Source organism: Fundicoccus sp. Sow4_F4 (genome assembly GCF_052116145.1).
Lineage (GTDB): Bacteria > Bacillota > Bacilli > Lactobacillales > Aerococcaceae > Fundicoccus.
On the sequence record NZ_JBQKLQ010000001.1, the window covers coordinates 712,323 to 732,231 of the forward strand.

General features: G+C 37.1%; 15 protein-coding genes. 1 reads left to right on the forward strand and 14 read right to left on the reverse strand.

The annotated features are described in order from the left end of the window. Nucleotides 1–19 precede the first annotated feature (19 nt). Complete coding sequence (gene dnaE, locus ACTQ5J_RS03265; protein ID WP_441750572.1) at nucleotides 20–3,361, reverse strand: DNA polymerase III subunit alpha; 3,342 nt, start codon at nucleotides 3,359–3,361, stop codon at nucleotides 20–22. A gap of 149 nt (nucleotides 3,362–3,510) precedes the next feature. Between dnaE and ACTQ5J_RS03270 the strand changes: the two genes are divergently transcribed. After that, nucleotides 3,511–3,699, forward strand: coding sequence for a YjzD family protein (locus ACTQ5J_RS03270; RefSeq protein WP_441750573.1), 189 nt, complete (start codon nucleotides 3,511–3,513; stop codon nucleotides 3,697–3,699). A gap of 73 nt (nucleotides 3,700–3,772) precedes the next feature. On the opposite strand, the gene queA is transcribed toward ACTQ5J_RS03270, so the two are convergent. From queA to ACTQ5J_RS03335, 13 genes are all read right to left on the reverse strand, one after another. After that, entirely contained in the window at nucleotides 3,773–4,807 is a 1,035-nt protein-coding gene (queA, locus tag ACTQ5J_RS03275; protein ID WP_441750574.1) for a tRNA preQ1(34) S-adenosylmethionine ribosyltransferase-isomerase QueA, read from the reverse strand. Beyond that, a complete protein-coding gene (gene ruvB / locus ACTQ5J_RS03280) occupies nucleotides 4,807–5,823 on the reverse strand; it encodes a Holliday junction branch migration DNA helicase RuvB (protein WP_441750575.1) in 1,017 nt (338 codons plus the stop codon). The genes queA and ruvB overlap by 1 nt, the downstream gene beginning before the upstream one ends. 26 nt (nucleotides 5,824–5,849) lie before the next feature. Continuing rightward, complete coding sequence (gene ruvA, locus ACTQ5J_RS03285; protein WP_441750576.1) at nucleotides 5,850–6,446, reverse strand: Holliday junction branch migration protein RuvA; 597 nt, start codon at nucleotides 6,444–6,446, stop codon at nucleotides 5,850–5,852. Between the two features lie 5 nt (nucleotides 6,447–6,451). Then, nucleotides 6,452–6,889 (reverse strand): peptide-methionine (R)-S-oxide reductase MsrB, encoded by a 438-nt coding sequence (gene msrB, locus ACTQ5J_RS03290; RefSeq protein ID WP_441750577.1) that lies wholly within the window; start codon nucleotides 6,887–6,889, stop codon nucleotides 6,452–6,454. Then, complete coding sequence (gene mutL / locus ACTQ5J_RS03295; RefSeq protein WP_441750578.1) at nucleotides 6,886–8,823, reverse strand: DNA mismatch repair endonuclease MutL; 1,938 nt, start codon at nucleotides 8,821–8,823, stop codon at nucleotides 6,886–6,888. The genes msrB and mutL overlap by 4 nt, the downstream gene beginning before the upstream one ends. 38 nt (nucleotides 8,824–8,861) lie before the next feature. Next, nucleotides 8,862–11,465: a DNA mismatch repair protein MutS gene (mutS, locus tag ACTQ5J_RS03300; protein WP_441750579.1), complete on the reverse strand. Its 2,604-nt coding sequence runs from the start codon at nucleotides 11,463–11,465 to the stop codon at nucleotides 8,862–8,864. Between the two features lie 30 nt (nucleotides 11,466–11,495). Then, on the reverse strand, nucleotides 11,496–12,314 hold the full coding sequence (locus tag ACTQ5J_RS03305) for a TIGR00282 family metallophosphoesterase (RefSeq protein ID WP_441750580.1): 819 nt from the start codon (nucleotides 12,312–12,314) through the stop codon (nucleotides 11,496–11,498). A 221-nt stretch (nucleotides 12,315–12,535) separates the two neighbouring features. Further along, on the reverse strand, nucleotides 12,536–13,525 hold the full coding sequence (locus ACTQ5J_RS03310) for an LLM class flavin-dependent oxidoreductase (protein WP_441750581.1): 990 nt from the start codon (nucleotides 13,523–13,525) through the stop codon (nucleotides 12,536–12,538). A gap of 307 nt (nucleotides 13,526–13,832) precedes the next feature. Continuing rightward, complete coding sequence (rny, locus tag ACTQ5J_RS03315; protein WP_441750582.1) at nucleotides 13,833–15,392, reverse strand: ribonuclease Y; 1,560 nt, start codon at nucleotides 15,390–15,392, stop codon at nucleotides 13,833–13,835. A gap of 227 nt (nucleotides 15,393–15,619) precedes the next feature. Further along, the gene (gene recA / locus ACTQ5J_RS03320) at nucleotides 15,620–16,687 is read right to left on the reverse strand and encodes a recombinase RecA (RefSeq protein ID WP_441750583.1); all 1,068 of its coding nucleotides are present in this window, start codon (nucleotides 16,685–16,687) and stop codon (nucleotides 15,620–15,622) included. A gap of 79 nt (nucleotides 16,688–16,766) precedes the next feature. Continuing rightward, nucleotides 16,767–18,035 (reverse strand): competence/damage-inducible protein A, encoded by a 1,269-nt coding sequence (locus ACTQ5J_RS03325; protein WP_441750584.1) that lies wholly within the window; start codon nucleotides 18,033–18,035, stop codon nucleotides 16,767–16,769. Nucleotides 18,036–18,211: 176 nt separating this feature from the next. Beyond that, on the reverse strand, nucleotides 18,212–18,796 hold the full coding sequence (gene pgsA / locus ACTQ5J_RS03330; protein ID WP_441750585.1) for a CDP-diacylglycerol--glycerol-3-phosphate 3-phosphatidyltransferase: 585 nt from the start codon (nucleotides 18,794–18,796) through the stop codon (nucleotides 18,212–18,214). 9 nt (nucleotides 18,797–18,805) lie between these two features. Beyond that, a complete protein-coding gene (locus ACTQ5J_RS03335) occupies nucleotides 18,806–19,861 on the reverse strand; it encodes a helix-turn-helix domain-containing protein (RefSeq protein ID WP_441750586.1) in 1,056 nt (351 codons plus the stop codon). Between the last annotated feature and the right edge of the window lie 48 nt (nucleotides 19,862–19,909).

Here is a 19,909-nt window from a genome sequence, read left to right on the forward strand (position 1 = left end):
CATTTTCACGCTTTAAAATTTACTTAAATACCACTCGTTCATTCCCAAAAATTTCTTTAACTTCATTTTGTACTCTTTGACTATAACTAATTGTATAAGGAGAATTAAATTGCCAAGTCTGTCTTAGATCATTAACTAATATTATGATCGCCGGGCCAGGGTTTTCTATCGCCAAATCTTTTAATTTTTGTATTTGATCAGTTGCAGTCTTAAAATCAGGTATCTTCACGTAACATTTAGTAATTTCTTTACGTTCGAACGTTAAATCTAGTTTATTGGCAACTTTTAAATCATTGATAATGACTTGTTTTTCATCTCGTTTATTCAGACTAATCGTTCCATCAAGAAACACTATTTGTTGCTCCACTAAAAGTGATGAAAAACGTTGATACTGTTGTGGAAAGACTATGAGTTCCGCTTCAGAATCCGCATCATTGACACTAACAAAAGCCATCAAATCATTATTTTTCGTTCGAATCACACGAATCCCTTTGATATAAGCAATTGCTTTAAAGCGTTGTTTAGCTTTCATGTCATGTATTGAAGCTAAAGGACTCAATTCCGGATGATTCTCAATATACTCTTGATACTCATCAATAGGATGTCCCGCTAAAGTAAAGCCTAGCACTTCTTGTTCTCTGTCAAGTTGTTCTGTTAAACTCCACTCTTTTACCCAGGTCACTTTTGGTTCAATTTCTGCAAATAAATTTATATTTTGACCACTAAATTCAACACTTTGAATCATTGTGGATAAATTGTGTGTCAAAGTTGCACGGTTATAACCAAAACTATCAAAGGCCCCACCATCGATTAATGGTTGGACAATCTCATCTTTTAAAAAATTATTAGGGAGTCGTCTTAGAAAATTCAATAAATCCGTGTAAGGTCCTAATAAATTTCGATTATCGATAATATGTTGAATTAAGTCCTTACGCATGCCTTTAACCGAATCAAAGCCAACCTGAAGCTGTTTTTTATAAATCGAAAAACCTGCTAAGCTGAAATTGATGTCTAGCCCGCCCACTTTCTTCAAACGTTTCTTAGCTTCTTGAAAGTACTGATTAGCAGTTGTGCTGTTTGAACGTCCATTATTCAGTAAAGCTTGGTAAAATTCTAAAGGATAATGTACTTTTAAATAGGCTAATTGATAAGCCAGTGTTGAATAAACAACAGCATGTGCACGGTTAAATCCATAGTTAGCAAATTCATAAATATATTGATACACACGTTCAGCTGTTTGTCTGTCAATCTGATTTTCAAGAGAGCCTTGGATGAAATGTGTTCTTTCGCGTTCCATAATATCCACTTGTTTTTTTCCCATAGCTCTTCTAAGGATATCCGCTTGACCTAAACTAAATCCAGCCATTTGTTGACAAATTTGCATAACTTGTTCTTGATAAACAATGATTCCATAAGTATTAGACAGTGTTTTTTCTAACAATGGATGTAAATACTCGATTTTTTCTTCACCGTGTTTCCGTCTGACAAAGCGATCAATTTGCTTCATTGGCCCTGGCCTAAACAAGGCATTCACCGCGACAATATCTTCAAATGAAGCTGGCTGTAACTTCCTCAATACATTACGAATACCATCTGATTCAAATTGAAACACCCCCGCTGTCGTTGCTTTGCGGAAAAGTTCGAGTGTTCTCGAGTCATTCATATCAATTGTTGCAATATCAATTTCTTCTTCTTGGGATAGCTTTATATTATTCAACACATCATCCAGTAATTTTAAGTTTCGTAGTCCTAAAAAGTCCATTTTTAGAAGTCCCATACGTTCGACATCTGCCATTGCATACTGTGTAATTAACATTTGATCTTGACGATCGAAAACAGGCACTTGTTCTTCTAACGGAAAATCACTGATAACAACTGCTGCCGCATGTGTCGAAATATGACGTGGTAAGCCTTCTAAAGTCAAAGCAACTTGAAACAATTGTTGATTCAAGTCTGAACTTTCAACAATCTGTCTTAATTCACCAGATTTAATAAACGCACTTTCGAGCGTAATATCTAATTCACGTGGTATAGCATTTGACCACTTTTTCAATTCTTGAGCGTCAGCTCCTAAGACTCGTAATGTATCGCGAATGGCCTGCTTGGCACCAAACGTCCCAAAGGTACAAATCTGAGCAACTTGCTCATAACCATAATGCGTTTCTATAAAACGTAGAACTTGTTCACGTTTATTATCAGGAATATCGATATCAATATCCGGCATATTAAACCGCTCTGGATTCAAAAATCTTTCGAAAAGTAAATCATATTCAATCGGATCAACTAAAGTAATCTTCAATAAATAACTAACCAATGAACCAGCGGCTGAGCCACGTCCTGGTCCTACTCTGATTTTCTTATCGTGACAGTAAGAAATAATGTCCCAAACAATTAGAAAATAATCACTAAACCCCATTTGTCTAATGACCGTTAATTCATGTTCTAATCGTTCAGTATAGGCCCTTTGATCTAATAAATTCAGTGAGCTAAGGCGTTCAAAGGTCAGTTGTTTCAAATAATCATCAGAACTTAACTGATTAGGCACTTGATATTTGGGCAACAAGTGCTGATCCAAAGGAATGACTACATTTAATTCATTCGCTAAAATTTGTGTGTGTTGGATACATTCATTAAGTTTTGCCTCCTCATAAAGTGACTCCATTTGCCTTGCAGAATAAAGGTAGTGTCCACCACGTATATTCCGTAATGAGATATCTAATTGTTCATTCGCCGCAATAGCTTGCATCACTTTCAAACTAAAAGCATCTTCTTGATTAATGGTGTCAACCAGCTGATTACTGACCATTGGTATTTGAGATTGTTGGGCGAATTCAACTAAATTCGCGATTTCTAAAGGATTATAAGGATAAATTGGAACACCCAAGTAAACATTTCCACTGCCAAAATAGGACCGCCACAAACTTAACACTTGCTTGGCCCATTCTTGATCATCATGAATAAGGGCTTGTTCAATCTCGCCATTTCTTCCACCACTAATGAGGATTAAATGCTTTTCTTGATTAGAAATTAATTGCCAAATTTGTTGATTAGCTATTTGGGGTTGATTAGCTAATCGCGATAGTTTTAATAGGACTAAATAGCCCTCATAATCTTTTGCATAAATAATTAAGGGATAACGAGTCTCTTGTCTAACGAGACCTGGTATTTCTAGCGTCATTCCCATTAAAGCTTTTATTCCTATTTTTTGACAAGCTTGATAAAATTCAAGTGCACCATGTAAAACGTTATGATCTGCGATTCCAATCGCTTGATAGCCTAATTCTTTCGCTTTTTTCACATAGTCTTGAATGTTAACCGTGCTATTTAATAACGAGTAAGCGGTTCTAACATTTAATAACACTGCGCAAAACCTCCTGTATACACTTTAACAAACAAACGTTTTATTTAAGATAATCATATCATTCTTTACTACGTTTTGTTTAACTCTAAACAAATAGAATTGTATTTTTTTTCCTTTATTGATAAACTGATTATGAAAGAAGGGATTATATGAAGTATATCGTTACTTTATTTTGGAGTTTTATTCTAGGTCATGTTGCTTATTATCTAGGCAGCTCATTGACGAGTGTAAGCTATGATTTCAATAGCGCTTCTCTCTTAGGTTTAATTGTGGCCATAGGAGTCGTTATTATCGCTAATGTTTTGAAAAATTCAATCGAACCAACTACAGACGCTTAAAATTTAAAGCGAGCTAACAGTCAGTAATCTGACGCTAGCTCGCTTTTTTATATTTTTAAGTAGAGTGCTTAATTTAAATTAGTAACATGGCATCGCCAAAACTAAAGAAACGATACTTCTGCGCCACTGCATGTTCATAAGCTGCTATAACTGCTTCACGATTATAAAAAGCACTTACTAACATAACGAGTGTTGAAGCTGGCAAATGAAAATTGGTAATTAATGCATCTACAGCTTTAAATGTATAACCTGGAGAAATAAATATTGATGTCCAGCCTGAACTTGCAAGCAATTTACCGTTATTCTCGCACGCAATTGTTTCGAGGGTTCTGACACTCGTGGTGCCAACAGCTACAACTCGACCACCATTAGCTTTCACCTGATTAATTTTCAAGGCAGATTCTTCACTTAATTGGTAAAATTCCGCATGCATTTCATGATCTTCTAAATTGTCTACTGAAACGGGTCGGAACGTTCCCAAGCCAACGTGTAGTACTAGCGGAATAAGTTCTATGCCTTTTTTCTTCACTTGTTCCAATAATTCTGGAGTGAAATGCAAGCCAGCAGTTGGAGCCGCAGCTGAGCCATTATGTTTCGCATAAACAGTTTGATAACGGTCTGGATCATCCAAACGTTCTTTAATATACGGAGGTAAGGGCATTTCGCCTAATGATTCTAGCACCTCTAAAAACACACCTTCATATGAAAACTCAATGATCCGGCCACCGTGCGTTAACTCTTTAACAACTGTCGCCTTTAATCGAGCATCCTCACCAAAATGAATGACTGTTCCAACTTTTGCTCGTTTAGAGTGTTTTACAAGACACTCCCATTGGTTGCCATGCGTATTGGTTAACAGTAACACTTCCAAATGCCCTCCGGTATCCGGTTTTACTCCAAATATCCGTGCTGGAATAACTCTAGTCTCATTTACCACTAAAGCATCGCCTGTTTGTAAGTAATCTAAAACATGATCAAACGTCGTATCAGTCAATTCATCCGTTTGACGATTAACCACTAACAAACTCGATGAACTTCGGTTTTCTAGGGGTGTTTGCGCAATTAATTCTTCAGGTAAATCATATTCAAAATCTTTAGTCGTTAACATTAAAATTCCTCTTTCATTCTATCTGGATAGCGAATACCTAAATGTTCATACGCATATGGTGTTACCACACGCCCGCGAGGTGTTCGTTTAAGAAAACCATTTTGTAACAAATAAGGTTCATACATATCTTCAACAGTTTCAATTTCTTCGCCTATATTTACGGCAATCGTATTTATCCCTACCGGTCCACCATTATAATGTTCAATCATTGTTATCAATAAACGACGGTCGATAGTATCTAATCCTTTTTCATCTATTGCTAATATGTCTAAAGCCGCTTCGGTAATTTCTTTAGTTATGATTCCATCACTCTTTACTTGCGCGTAATCTCTAACGCGTCTCAAAATTCTGTTTGCAATACGAGGTGTCCCTCTACTTCGCAAAGCAACCTCCGTCGCACCGGTTTCGTCAATTTGAGTATCAAAAACAACGGCACTACGTTCCACTATTAATTTCAAGTCAGCGGGTTGATAGTACTCCATATGAGCAATGATTCCAAACCGATCCCTTAAAGGTTGAGACAACATCCCAGCTCTTGTAGTTGCTCCAATTAATGTGAATGGTGGTAATTCGAAATGCACAGGATGAGCTGATGGACCTTGTCCCACAATGATATCTACAAAATAGTCCTCCATAGCAGAATATAATACTTCTTCTACCACTCGTGGCAGGCGATGAATCTCATCAATAAATAGTATATCGCCTGGGCTTAGCTCATTGAGAATTGCTAACAAGTCCCCTGGGCGATCAATTGCTGGACCACTGGTCGTTTGAATACCAACATTTAATTCATTGGCAATTACCATGGCTAATGTGGTCTTTCCAAGTCCAGGAGGGCCATACAACAGAACATGATCCAATGCTTCTTGTCTTTGTTGAGCTGCTTGAATATAGATACTTAGCTCATTTTTAATTTTACCTTGACCAATATACTCAGCTAATCTTTGCGGACGTAAACTTAATACTTCAACTTCGTCCGCTAACAATTCTGCGCTAGTTATTCGTTCTTCGCTCATTTTCACCCTCCTCTCATCACTTGTTTTTATTTAATTAATAATTTAAACGCAACACTTAACGCCGCTTGAGTATTCTCAAAGTTTTGTTCACCAAGTGGTTTTTCAATGCGCTTAATTTCTCTTTGTGAGTAACCTAAACCTAATAAAGCTTCGTAGACTTCTTCTAAGAGCTGTTGTTGTTGAACCTCTTGAGCGTCCTTAGGGTCGTTGGTGAAATCAGCTGCAAAATCTAGTGACCCTTGTAAGTCTAAAATCATTTGCTGAGCTGTTTTCTTGCCGACACCTGGAAACTTCATTAAATACTTACTGTCGCTTGCATCAATGGCTTGAATTAAGCCTTGATGGTCATCCAATGCTAAAATTGACATTGCACTCTTAGGACCAATTCCAGAAACTTTATTCAGAGTTAAGAATAATTTCTTTTCACTTAAATCTTTAAAGCCATATAGAGTCATTGAATCCTCTCGAACCACTAATTCAACATAAATTTTTGCTGTTTGCATTAGTAAATCTTGCCAACGATAAGGATTAGCACAATATATCTGAAAACCCATCCCATTGGCTTGAAGTACTAAATAGGTAGGATAGATATGAAGTAATGTTCCTTCAATAAATTCATACATATTGCTTACTCCACGTGCTTCTTATAATCACTATAGCCTGCGTCGTCCATTTCAGCTAGCGGAACAAATTTTAATGATGCAGAGTTAATACAGTAACGTAGTCCGCCCATATCTTCGGGTCCATCTTCAAAGACATGCCCTAGGTGAGAATCTGCTTGTGAACTTCTAACTTCAATCCGTGTTCTTGCAAGTGAGTTATCAATTTCTTCTTTTAAACTACTACCTGGAATTGGAGTAGAAAAAGATGGCCAGCCACAGCCAGCATCATATTTACTTGTACTAGAAAATAACGGTTCTCCACTCACAATATCTACATAGATACCTTTTTCATAAAAATCATCATATTCTCCTGAAAATGGACGTTCTGTAAATTCCTCTTGAGTAACCTTGTATTGTAATTCTGTTAAGTTTTCAATTGTTTCTTTAAAATTTTCCTTTGTCATCTAAAATGACCTCCTTCATGTGGATCTTGAATTCGTTTAAATAGTTTCTCTAACGTATTCTGATTAAATTCAATAAAAACCGGTCGGCCATGGGGGCAATGGTAAGGATCTTCTAACTCCGCCATGCTCTCAATCAATGCTTTTGCCTGTCTTTCGTCTAAATAGTGATTGGCTTTAATAGCGCCTCGACAACTTTTCATAATGATAGTCTTTTCTTTTATTTGAGCGATTGTTAAATCTGGCTGATCGCTTAATAATTCGACTAAATCATACACCATTTGTTCCACTTCATCTTGCAATAACCAATTAGGATAACTCTCTAACTGAAAACTTGTAGGCCCAAAAGCGTCTAAAAATATCCCCAAGCGTTCAAAAGGTTCCTGCATCTGTTCAATCTGCAATACTTCCGCTTGGGTAAAATTAAAAACAATCGGAAATAACAACTGTTGCTGCAATAAGACATTAGGATCATAACGCATAAATGCTTCATAACGACTTCTCTCTTGAGCAGCATGTTGATCAATCAAATAGAAGCCTACTTCACTTTCTGCAATCAAATAAGTACCATGAATTTGTCCAACATATCGTAACTGTTTAAAGTCAATCAGATGTGCTGTTTTCTCAATTGCTTGTTGCGAATCTTTGGTGAGTTTGTTTTCATTAGTTTCTGCCTCAACTTGATTCTGTTGGACTGCATCATACTCACCGACGGGGGCTTCAACTTTAAAGATATCCGAAGATGAAGACTCGTTAGATGCCTTATTTATGGCTGTTTCTGGTTGAGTGACTATTTTTTTATCAGTTTTTTCGGTCATTGTCGGCCCGTCAAATGAAGTTTGCTTTTCTATCTGTCTAAACTCAAATGGTAACGTTTCAACACGAGGCTTCTGCTTTGGTAGATTAGGAATGTCTTTTAGATCAACTTCCGGCACTGGGTTGATACTACTAAGCTTTTCTTGAACTGTTTGTGTTAATAGTTTAGCGAGTTCTTCCTCTTTACTTAAACGAATCGTTTGTTTAGTCGGATGAACATTGACATCAACCAATCGTGGGTCTAAATTCACTCGAATAATCGCCACTGGAAAGCGTCCAATCATCAATCTTCTTCCATAGGCTCTGATAAGTATATTATTCAAAGCGTAGCTTCTAATCGCTCGTCCATTCACAATCCAATGAATATATTGGCGATTCGTACGTGTTAACTGTGGTGGTGAAATAAAGCCTGACAATTCAAAGTCATTATCACTTGCTTCTATCTCAAGTAATTGTCTGGCTAAAGCGGGTTGATACACGTTAGCAATTGTTTGTCTCAACTGCCCAGTTCCAAAAGAAGTGAATAATTTATGTTCGTCATTACTTAATGTAAAGCGTATTTCTGGAAAAGAAAGGGCAATCTCTTGAACAAAATTAAGTATATGCCTTAATTCCGTCTTAATGCTACTTAAATGCTTTAAGCGAGCGGGTGTATTATAGAAAAGACTATCTACTGTAATAATTGTCCCTTTTCTTGGTTTTGATATACCACGTTCAACAATTCTTGAACCCGAAACTTGTACAAAATGACCTGTCGCATCATCTTCATCACTCACTTGACTAGATTCAAGTCTCACTTTAGCTACAGAGGCGATACTAGCCAAAGCTTCTCCTCTAAAACCTAAGGTATGAATACTGAACAAATCATGCACTGAGTAAATTTTACTTGTCGCATGTGCTTGGAATGCCAATCCAATATCTTCCTCGTCCATTCCATCACCGTCATCAATGACACGAATTCTTTGAATCCCCGCTTCGAGTAGTTCAACAACTATATCTGTTGCATTCGCATCAATCGCATTTTCAACTAATTCTTTCACAACAGAAGCGGGCCTTTCGACCACTTCTCCTGCAGCAATCTGATTAGCTAATGCCTCTGACATTTGTTTAATTCTCCCCATAAAATCCTCCTTCCAGACATTGTATGTTTACTATTGGGTTATTTCAACTGCTGTTGCCAGTCGAGTAGTTTTTGCATTGCTTCAAAAGGTGTCATTAAATTAATATTAGCGTCTTCAATCTCTTTTAACACCTGCTTAATCTCACTAGATATTGCACTCGCAGGACTTTCTAGTTTATCATCTGATGGTTTAATTGTTTCATCAAACAAACTCATTTGGACTGCGCCAGGGTGACGTAATTGGTGGGCTTTAGCTTCTAATTCCGTCAACGTCTTTTGACTTTGAATTAATAAGGATTGAGGTAAACCAGCTAATTTAGCTACATGAATCCCATAACTTTTATCAGCAGGTCCATCGATAATTTTGTGTAAAAAGACAACTTCTCCTTCATGCTCAGTTGCTCCAACATGAACATTCTTTAACGTTGATATTTTCTCATCGAGTTCAGTTAATTCATGGAAATGCGTTGAAAAAACCGTCGCAGCATTCACTTTTTCAGCAATATAGTATAAAATCGCTTCTGCTAAGGCTATACCATCAAAGGTAGCTGTCCCACGACCTAATTCATCGAATAATAATAAACTACGTTCTGTTGCTTGAGAAATCGCATAATTAGTTTCCATCATTTCAACCATAAATGTACTTTGTCCACTCGAAATATCATCAGAACTTCCGATACGGGTGAAAATCTGATCAATTAACGGTAAGCGCGCTTCTTTTGCAGGAACGAAACAACCAATTTGGTTCATAATAACGCAAAAAGCAATTTGACGCATATAAGTACTCTTACCAGACATATTGGGCCCAGTAAGTAGCAAGAGCGATTGTTCTGGTGTAATAACTAAATCATTCGGTACGAATGCCGCTTGGCCTATTAGTTTTTCGACAGCTGGATGACGGCTATCTTTTAAAATCATGTCTTTGTTATCCGTCGTTAAATCCGCTCTCACGTAGCCTTCTGTTTCACTTACTGTTGCAAAGTTACATAGAACGTCCAGTTCAGCGACTTGACTCGCTAAAAATTGAAGTGGGCTGATGGATTCGTTAATTTTTGCTCGTAGTTCTAAAAATAAGCGATACTCTAAATCTACAGCTTTTTCTTGAGCACTTAAAATTGTTGTTTCCATTTCTTTCAATTCTTCAGTGATATAACGTTCGTTATTCGCCAAAGTCTGCTTACGAATATAGCGATCATCCTTCAATTGTGCAGCCTGTAAGCGACTAATTTCAATATAATAGCCAAAGACTTTATTATAACCAACCTTTAATGTTTTTAAGCCTGTTAGCTCACGTTCTCTTAACTGTAACTGCGCTAACCATTGTTGTCCATTTTCTAACGCATCATGATAACGGTCCAATTCCTCATGATAACCTGTCTTTATGATATGACCATCCGTTATCGATATGGGTGGCTCATCAACTAAGACCTCTTCAATATGCTGATATAAATCAGAAAATGTTGGTAATAAATCGAACACCTCGACAGAAAGACCATTGAGTTCCTGATTAATTTGAGTTAGGAGGTGATTAATTACCGGTATTTGACTCAATGAATAACGTAACTGATCAACATCACGAGCATTCGCTGTTCCTAGACTTATCTTTGTTACAAGACGTTCTAAATCATATATTTTGCCCAGACAAGTCATCAAATCGACTCTTTCGAAATAATGATTCATCAACTGCTCCACTTTTTGATGACGTTTCACTAATGGTTCCATTCTTAATAAGGGCTTTTCTAGCCATTGATGTAATAAACGTCCACCCATGGCAGTTTTTGTACGATCAATCAGCCATAATAGACTTCCTTTACGCTTTTGAGTTCGCAAAGAACGCGTCAATTCTAATTGTACCTTGGCATAATGATTCATTTGTAAATATTGACTCAATTCATAGCGCTGAACCGGTTTAACATGGTGCAATGCTTGCTTTTGAATACTGAATAAATATTCGAAAAGAACGTTTAATAAATAAGCTTCCTCTTTAGTTGCCTGATCTAACTGCCATCCAATTTCACCTTTAGTATCCTCAGGTAATTGGTAATAAGTGTAATGAGCTTTAACAGCTTCATGGATCTTTATCGCTTCTGCTGTTTCTTTGTGCAAGCTTTCCATCACAATCTCAGTTGGATGAATTGCTTGAATTTCATTGACATATTGTACCCAGTCATCTGTATGCGTTAATTGAATCTCTCCGGTTGAAATATCGATAAAACTTACATAATAGTGTTGTCCACTAAAATAGCAAGCTGCTAAGTAATTGTTTTCTTTATTAGGAATGGCATCCTCTTCCAAAATAGTACCTGGAGTCACAACGCGAACAACCTCACGCTTGACCATCCCTTTGGTTAATTTAGGATCTTCCATTTGTTCACAAATCGCTACTTTGCGACCTGCTTCTACCAATCTTTTTATATAGTCAGTTGCTGAATGATGTGGTACACCACACATTGGCACAGGATTCTCTGCTTTTTTATTTCGCGAGGTTAGTGTAATTTCTAAAATATTTGCTGCTTCAATTGCATCTTCATTAAACATTTCATAAAAATCACCCAACCTAAAAAATAGGATGGCATCTGGATATTGTGCCTTCATTTCATTATACTGTTCCATCATTGGCGTTACTTTTGCTTTACTTGACACACTTACACCTCATTCTAATTCACATAACTCTTAATCAAATTTTCGTTTACTGACCGATGACATATTACTATTGCTCAAGCGAATCGGTTCTATTTTTTTAGCTAAGCCTGTTTGGGAATCTGTTTCAATAAACACTCCACTTAACACAAATGGTCCTTCTGTTTCTGGAGTGAGGCGTTGTGGTAAGTGAGTTGTAAACCTGTGTAGAGCGTCGCTTGGTCTAAAACCAATAATACTATTCAAAGCGCCAGTCATCCCTACATCACTCATATAGCCAGTTCCTTTAGGCAGAATTCGCGCATCGTTCGTTTGAACATGCGTATGTGTACCCACTACTGCAGATACTTGACCGTCAAATAACCACCCTGTTGCTTGCTTTTCGCTTGTAGTTTCAGCATGCATGTCAATCAGAATATGAGGCGTTCTTTCTCTGACTTCCTTAATCACATCAGGCAATACTTGGAAAGGATCGATACACGGTCCCATAAAGACACTCCCTAAAGCATTAATAATGGCTACTTCTTCTTGGTTAACCTTCACATAATGTACACCTTTACCTGGTGTCCCTTTGGGTAAGTTAACCGGTCGCACTAAGCAGTTTGCTGAGTCAATAAATTCGTATATGTCTCTGTTATCCCAAGCGTGGTTGCCTAACGTTACCACATCTACCCCTTGATTTAACAACCATTTATATAATTTTTCAGTGATACCTTTTCCATTTTCTGCAATATTCTCACCATTAACAATCGTTAATTGTGGTCGAAAACGTTGTTTTAATTCTGGTAAATATTGACTGAGTGCTTCTTGCCCTCTTGCAGCGACGACATCGCCTATAAATAATATTTTCATGAAAGTCCTCTTTCTAATCTTGACATCTAATCTATTTTATCAATCATTATGATAAAAATAAAGTATCAGGCAATTAGGCACTGATACTTTACTATACAAAAAAGTTGCATATTTCATTTTCGACTAGCAAATGCTGCGTCTGCTGGTTTTTAAATCAAAATTGGCACTCATTGGAGTCTGATATCACTTTTTTGTTGTGGCAAGTGAGTATACAGTTCTATTTATTTATCATTTAAAACGACCTCTGCAATTATTCCATAAGATGTTTCTAATTGCTCTAATGTCGGCAAGTAAGAAACTACAATAATTTCATCTGCTTGATAAGTGTCTGATAACTCTTGCCATTGCTTGGTGATCGTTTCTTTACTACCTTTTAAGCTAATACCCATTCTAGAGTCGATAAATAATTTTTCCGCTGACGTTAATTGATCACGGAAATTCTCATCCGGTTGTTTGTAATGCCCTTGTTCTCCTCTGATTAAATCTAATGTTACTTTTTGATTAATCATATAGAGCCTATCAGCTTCTTCATCTGTTTGTGCACCGTAACCTAAGACACCCATTATAACATATGGTTGCGCTAGTTGTTTTGATGGTTTAAATCGAGAACGATAAATCTCTAACGCTTCAGACATTTGTTGAGGAGCAAAGTGAGAAGCAAAAGAATACGGTAAGCCAAACTCCGCTGCGACGTAGGCTGAACTAATAGAACTTCCTAAGATATATAAAGGTACTTCTAAACCGATTCCTGGATTAGCAATCACTTCTTCTTGGATTTCCTCTGGACCGAAGTAACGTTGCAACTCTAGAATCGAACGCGCAAAGCCTCCCTCACTTGAATCTCCCCTATAAATCAATCGTGCTGTTGCTTGGTCAGTCCCTGGTGCGCGTCCTAAACCTAAATCGATACGATCAGGATATAACGTCGCTAAAGTACCAAATCTTTCCGCTACTTGTAGAGTGGTATGGTTAGGTATCATAACGCCTCCCGCACCTAAGCGAATCGTTGATGAATTAGCTAATAAATGTTGCATGATTAAATCTGTGGCTGAACTCAAGACCCCTTTGAAATTATGATGCTCTGCAACCCAATAACGAGTGTATCCTTGTTTTTCAACAATTGACACTAAACCTGTTGCTCGATCAATGGCTTCTTTTTCAGTTTCACCTTCGAAATGTGGCACCAAATTTAAAACAGAAACTTTTGTCATAGTACATCCTCCTATTAAAAGTGTTCTAATATTTCTATATGTGTGAAAGCACTAAATGTATTGGCATACTCCTATTATAACAAACATCCGTTTGAATGAAAGGTAAAGCAAAACGCAGGATGTTTTCTCTGCAACTAAGTTTTTCTTCAAAAATAGGCAGTTCAATCAGATAGATTAACCATTTAACCCTTTAAGCTTAATCAAAATACAGTTGATATCAAACATTGTAAATAAAGTCAGTAAAAATAAATAAAAGCAGGTTAACAACTTAATGTTGTCAACCTGCTGGTAATTTTGTTATTTTCTGTTATTTCGCGTACTCAATCGCTCTTGTCTCGCGAATTACTGTTACTTTAATATTGCCTGGATAGTTCATTTCTTCTTCAATACGTTTCTTGATGTCTCTAGCGATACGAATAGATTGCGCATCGTTCACTTCATTTGGTTTTACCATTACGCGTATCTCACGTCCTGCTTGAATAGCATAACTTTGTGAAACTCCGGTAAAACTATTTGAAATTTCTTCGAGTTTTTCCAAACGACGAATATAATTTTCTAATGATTCGCTTCTTGCACCAGGTCTTGCGGCAGATAATGCGTCTGCTGCAGCAACTAGTACGGCGGTTGTTGAAGTAGGCAATGTATCCCCATGGTGAGAGGCAATTGAATTAATAACAATTTCCGGTTCATTATACTTATTAGCAATTTCTGCACCGATTTCAACGTGGGAACCTTCAATTTCATGATCAAGCGCTTTTCCAATATCATGCAATAAACCTGCACGCTTAGCCATGCTAATATCTTCTCCAAGTTCTCCAGCCATTACTCCAGCCAATTTTGCAACTTCAATACTATGTTTTAAGACATTCTGTCCATAACTAGTACGATAAGATAAACGTCCTAAAATTTTAATTAAATCTGGATGTAACGAATGCACACCCACATCAAAAGTTGCTTCTTCTCCAATTTCACGTATCTTCTCATCAATTTCTTTACGAGCGCGATCCACCATTTCCTCAATACGAGCTGGATGGATACGGCCATCTTGAATTAATTTCTCTAATGCTAACTTAGCAATTTGACGACGGATTGGATCAAAACCACTGATAACGACCGCTTCCGGTGTATCATCAATAATTAAATCAATCCCTGTTAAACTTTCAAGTGTTCGAATATTACGACCCTCACGTCCGATAATTCTACCTTTCATATCATCATTAGGTAGATGAACGATTGTGACAGTGTTTTCTGTAACAATATCCGATGCACTACGTTGAATAGCCTGAAGGATTATATTTTTAGCGTTTCGATCTGCTTCATCGGTAGCTTTTTGATCAGCATCTCGAATCATTAGCGCAATATCGTGCGATAACTCTTGCTCGGTTTCATCCATGATGATTTTTCTTGCATCATCACGTGAAAGCATTGAAACTCTTTCCAGTTCAGTCTTTTGGGCATCAATTAATGATTGAATTCTAGTTTCTTCATTAACTAAATCATCTCGACGTTTGAAGAAATCTTCTTCCTTAGCTTCTAAATTTAGTTCGCGTTTATCTAAATTATTGCTTTTGATTTCTAGATTTTCTTCTTTTTGAATTAGCCGCTTCTCTGTACGATTAGCTTCACTACGACGTTCTTTTAACTCTTGCTCAACCTCATTACGGTACTTAATATTTTCTTCCTTCGCTTCGAAAAGCGCTTCTCGTTTTAAGATTTGAGCTTGTTTAATTGCATCATCAATGATTGCTTCAGCGTTAGCTTTAGCACCAGCTACATTCTTTTCGTCGGATTTTTTACGAATATAAAAACCGATTCCTGTCCCTAAAATTAAAGTAACGATCGCGAAGGCGTATGACATAAAGTCCATTTGAGTCACCTCCGAATCTATTATAATTTATTCATTTTAAAAATTTTTTGACATAAAACAAATAATGTGTTGCCACATAACATTATAATACGTTTAAATTCGTAAACTGTCAATGAACTAAACCGCTTACGTTAGATAGATTCATTACAAAAAAAGATCAATTAACGTAACAAAATACCATTTTACTGGGCTTTTGCTATCTATTAATTGATCTTATAACTCTCTTTTTAATCTAATGGAAGTTCTGTTACTTCTTTTTCTTTAGAGGCTGATTCTTCCATTGCAGCCAATTCTTCTGCTGTTCCAATGTTATAATGCTTACGCACTTGTAATTCAACAACTTGACGAATTTCAGGATTATCCTCAAGGTATTGTTTCGCATTCTCGCGTCCTTGTCCGATTCGGGTATCTCCATACGAGTACCAAGATCCTGCTTTATTAATCACATCAATGTCTGATGCCATATCGACTAATTCTCCTGTTTGAGAGATACCTAGCCCATACATAATATCAACAATAGCCTCTTTAAACGGAGGAGCAACCTTATTCTTCACAACTTTAATACGCGTACGGTTACCAATCATTGTCCCGCCATCTTTAATTGTTTCAGTACGTCTTACTTCTAGACGAACGGTTGAATAGAATTTTAATGCACGACCACCAGGTGTCGTTTCTGGGTTCCCAAACATAATACCAATCTTTTCACGAATTTGGTTAATGAAGAAACATATCGTTTTTGTTTTGTTTACTGAACCAGATAGTTTACGTAAAGCTTGTGACATTAAACGAGCTTGTAGACCCATGTGTGAGTCTCCCATCTCTCCTTCAATCTCTGCACGAGGTACTAGAGCAGCTACCGAGTCAATTACAACAATATCAATCGCTCCAGAAGCAACTAAAGCATCTGCGATTTCTAATCCTTGTTCTCCTGTATCAGGTTGTGACAATAATAACTCATCAACGTTTACACCCAATTTGGCAGCATAATCTGGATCAAGCGCATGTTCTGCATCAATAAATGCCGCCATACCACCACGTTTTTGAACTTCTGCGATTGCATGTAAAGCAACTGTTGTTTTACCTGACGATTCCGGTCCATAACATTCAATAATACGACCGCGCGGGTAACCACCAACACCTAATGCTACATCAAGTGCTAATGAGCCAGTAGGAATTGTTTGAATCTTAGTATCCCCTTTTTCTCCCATCTTCATGATGGCACCTTTACCGTAATTTTTCTCAATTGTTTTCATTGCCATTTCTAAGGCTTTTTGACGTTCTTTTTTATCTACCATGAAAATCCTCCATTCCATAACTTCTTTTACAGTTTATCTAATAATTTGAAAGAATGCAAGCGAAAAACGAACAAACGTTCTATTTTTCTGTTAAATATTTCCTTAGTAAATTTAAAGCTTCATATTTTGCTATTTCTCGCACAATTTCTCGAGGTTTATCATCAATCATTAATTCTTTTATTTGTGTTGATTCATTTTTTATGGCTAGGGCAATAAAAACTCGACCAGCAGGTTGTTCCCCTAAAGGTCCAGGCCCCGCCACCCCCGTCAAACTTAACGCGAAATCAGATTTACAACGACTTAAACACTGTTCTGCCATATCTTGAGCAACTTGTTCACTCACCACACTGTATTCTTCTATGAGGTCATGATTGACGCCTAATAGAGTTTCCTTCATCGCTGTTTGATAAGTTACAAAGCCACCTTTGAGTACATCTGATGAGCCAGGAACTGCCGTCAAACTCGTCATCACTAATCCACCCGTGAGGCTTTCTGCTACGCTTAGCGTTTTCTGACCTTCCTTTAACATCGTTAAAATGTAAGCCTCGAAGGACAGATGTTCCCCACTACCAATATAATAGTCAAGCATTCTAACTTTTATTTGTTTAGCCATTTGACTATTCATTGAATGCGCTGTTTCTTTGTCTAGCGCACTAGCTGTGATACGAATAGTCGTTAAACGAGGACGTGCATAAATTGCCACCGTAGGATTTGTCTGAGAAAGGATTAAATCATCAATTGCTTGGGCAACCCTTGCTTCTCCCAGTCCATAAAAGTTTAGATACATCGATTCAATTTCAATCTTTTCTTCACGATGTTTACTCAAATAGGGCTTCACATAATGTTCCATCATATGTTTCATTTCATATGGCGGTCCTGGTAAAACGATATAATGTTGGTGTCTTCCAGCCATAAGGCAAGAGCCTCGTTGGTAACCAAGCCCACAAGCTAAGCCGACTTCGTTAAAAAGTGTTTCCCCATTTTCTATAGTCAACGCTTGACGATAATCCCCCTCTGTCATTTTACGATTGTTTCGTTTGTAATTTGCCTCGACTTTTGCCAATTGAGCTTGATCGTAGACTAGTGGTTCGTCTAAAAATTCTGCCAATATAATTTTTGTCACATCATCTCGAGTCGGTCCCAATCCACCTGAAAGAATAATGAGGTCTGACCGTTCTGACGCTAAAGTTAGTGCCTCTTTTAAACGAATTGGATTATCACCTACTACCTGTTGATAATACGTTCCGATGCCGATATCCAATAAACTCTGTGCAATATCACTTGTGTTAGTGTTTACTATGTAGCCCATTAATAATTCTGTTCCTACTGCGATAATTTCTGCTTTCATAAAACCCCTCTATCTTAAATACGTATTTAATCCGCAAATATGCGTCGAACTTCCCATTTAGTTAATAAAGACACCAAATAAATTAATAAAGATACATGCCCCCTTATTAAAATAACCCTCTAAGCAAATAAAGACGAATGAACTCAATCATTCGCCTCTAATTTTAGTTTATAGTCTTATTCCACTGTATCCATAAAGACAAATCGTCCTTGGTAAAAGTACTCTATGCCCGAATAAAGCGTAAAGAACAAGCAAATATATAATAAAATATCCGCCATTGGAATGTTTAGCATAACAAAGCCTGCGTCATTAAATAGATAGAAAATTATTGAAAACATTTGAGAAAATGTTTTAATTTTCCCAGGCATTGCTGCTGCCATAACTTTTCCATCATGCTGAGCAAGTAAAACTCTCAAACCAGTTACTAGCAATTCACGACTAATAATAATAATCGCTATCCAAGCAGGTATAACATTAGCAGTGACTAACATGATTAACGCTGCCAAAACAAGTAATTTATCTGCCATGGGATCTGCAAATGCACCAAAAGATGTCACTAAGTTATATTTACGAGCCAAATAGCCATCTAAATAATCAGTAAAACTAGCCATCGCAAAGATGATGCCTGCGACTAATTGATGAACCGGGATAACTGCCCCCATCCAAGTGACTTGTCCCCAGTCAAGTGGTAAAGTTAACAATATAATAAATACTGGAATCATTACAATTCGTGCTAGCGTCAATTTATTTGCTATATTCATAATAAATCACTACTCATTTCCGGTGTTAGTACCTGGGTCTAAAACAGCGGGTCCTTGATATTCTTCTGTTGTTTCTTCTGCTGTTTCTTCGCCAGTTTCTTCAGTTTCATCAGACGGTATGTCTAATTCAATTGTTTCGTTCGATTCCACTTGGTTAGTATTCTCCGTTTCATCACCTAACACAAACACTACGGTATCTGCGAAGAATGGATTATCAATTGGTAATTGTGTTCCATTAACTAAGAGTAAACCACCTTCTGGATAGCCAAAACGAATTCTAAAGCTAGTCGTACCTTCTGATACACCAGCAAATTCAAAGGTATCTCCTTCGGCAATCGACTCATCAACAACCATCATCTCATCTTCATACATACCTACCCAAACAAAACCAAGTCCTTCTACTTCAAATGTATAATCAGAGAAAGAACCACTAATCTCGTAAGTCGTTTCTTCCCCCTCAGCTGAAACTAAAGTAAGTACTTGATCACCTACTTGAATTTGATTATCTGCCAACTCTGCCTCAGAGTCCAAACTTTCAACAGAGGATTCATCTTCTGTAGGTAATGCAACTGAATCAGGTTCAACTGAGCTAACGATGCTAGTCGATGATGATTCCGTCACATTTGTATTTTTTTCGACATTTCCTATACGATTAATTGCTATAATTAATGTCAACATAATCAAAACAATAATAGCCACTAAAAAAACAACTGGTAAATAAGAAAACACTGACTCCCAGGCAGTTTTTTCATTATTATTTTGTCTTTGAGATAGTCGGCTAGGTATGACTGTTTCAGTCGGTACTACGGTTTCATCAATCTCATCTGATTGAGTTTCAAGCTCTTCTTGATATTCTTCAAGCAACTCGTCACCATTCAAACCTACCATATCTGCGTATTGTTTAACAAATGCTCTGACATAAAAAGTGCCTGGCACTTCTTCATATTGTCCCTCTTCAATTGCTTGTAAATATTTCTTTTGAATCTTAGTCATTTGTTGCAATGTATTTAATGTGTAGCCTTTTTCAACACGGGCTTCTCTTAAACGTGTACCTAATTCACTCATCCAGGTTGCTCCCTTACATCTTTCTAAACACAAAGATATTATAGCACA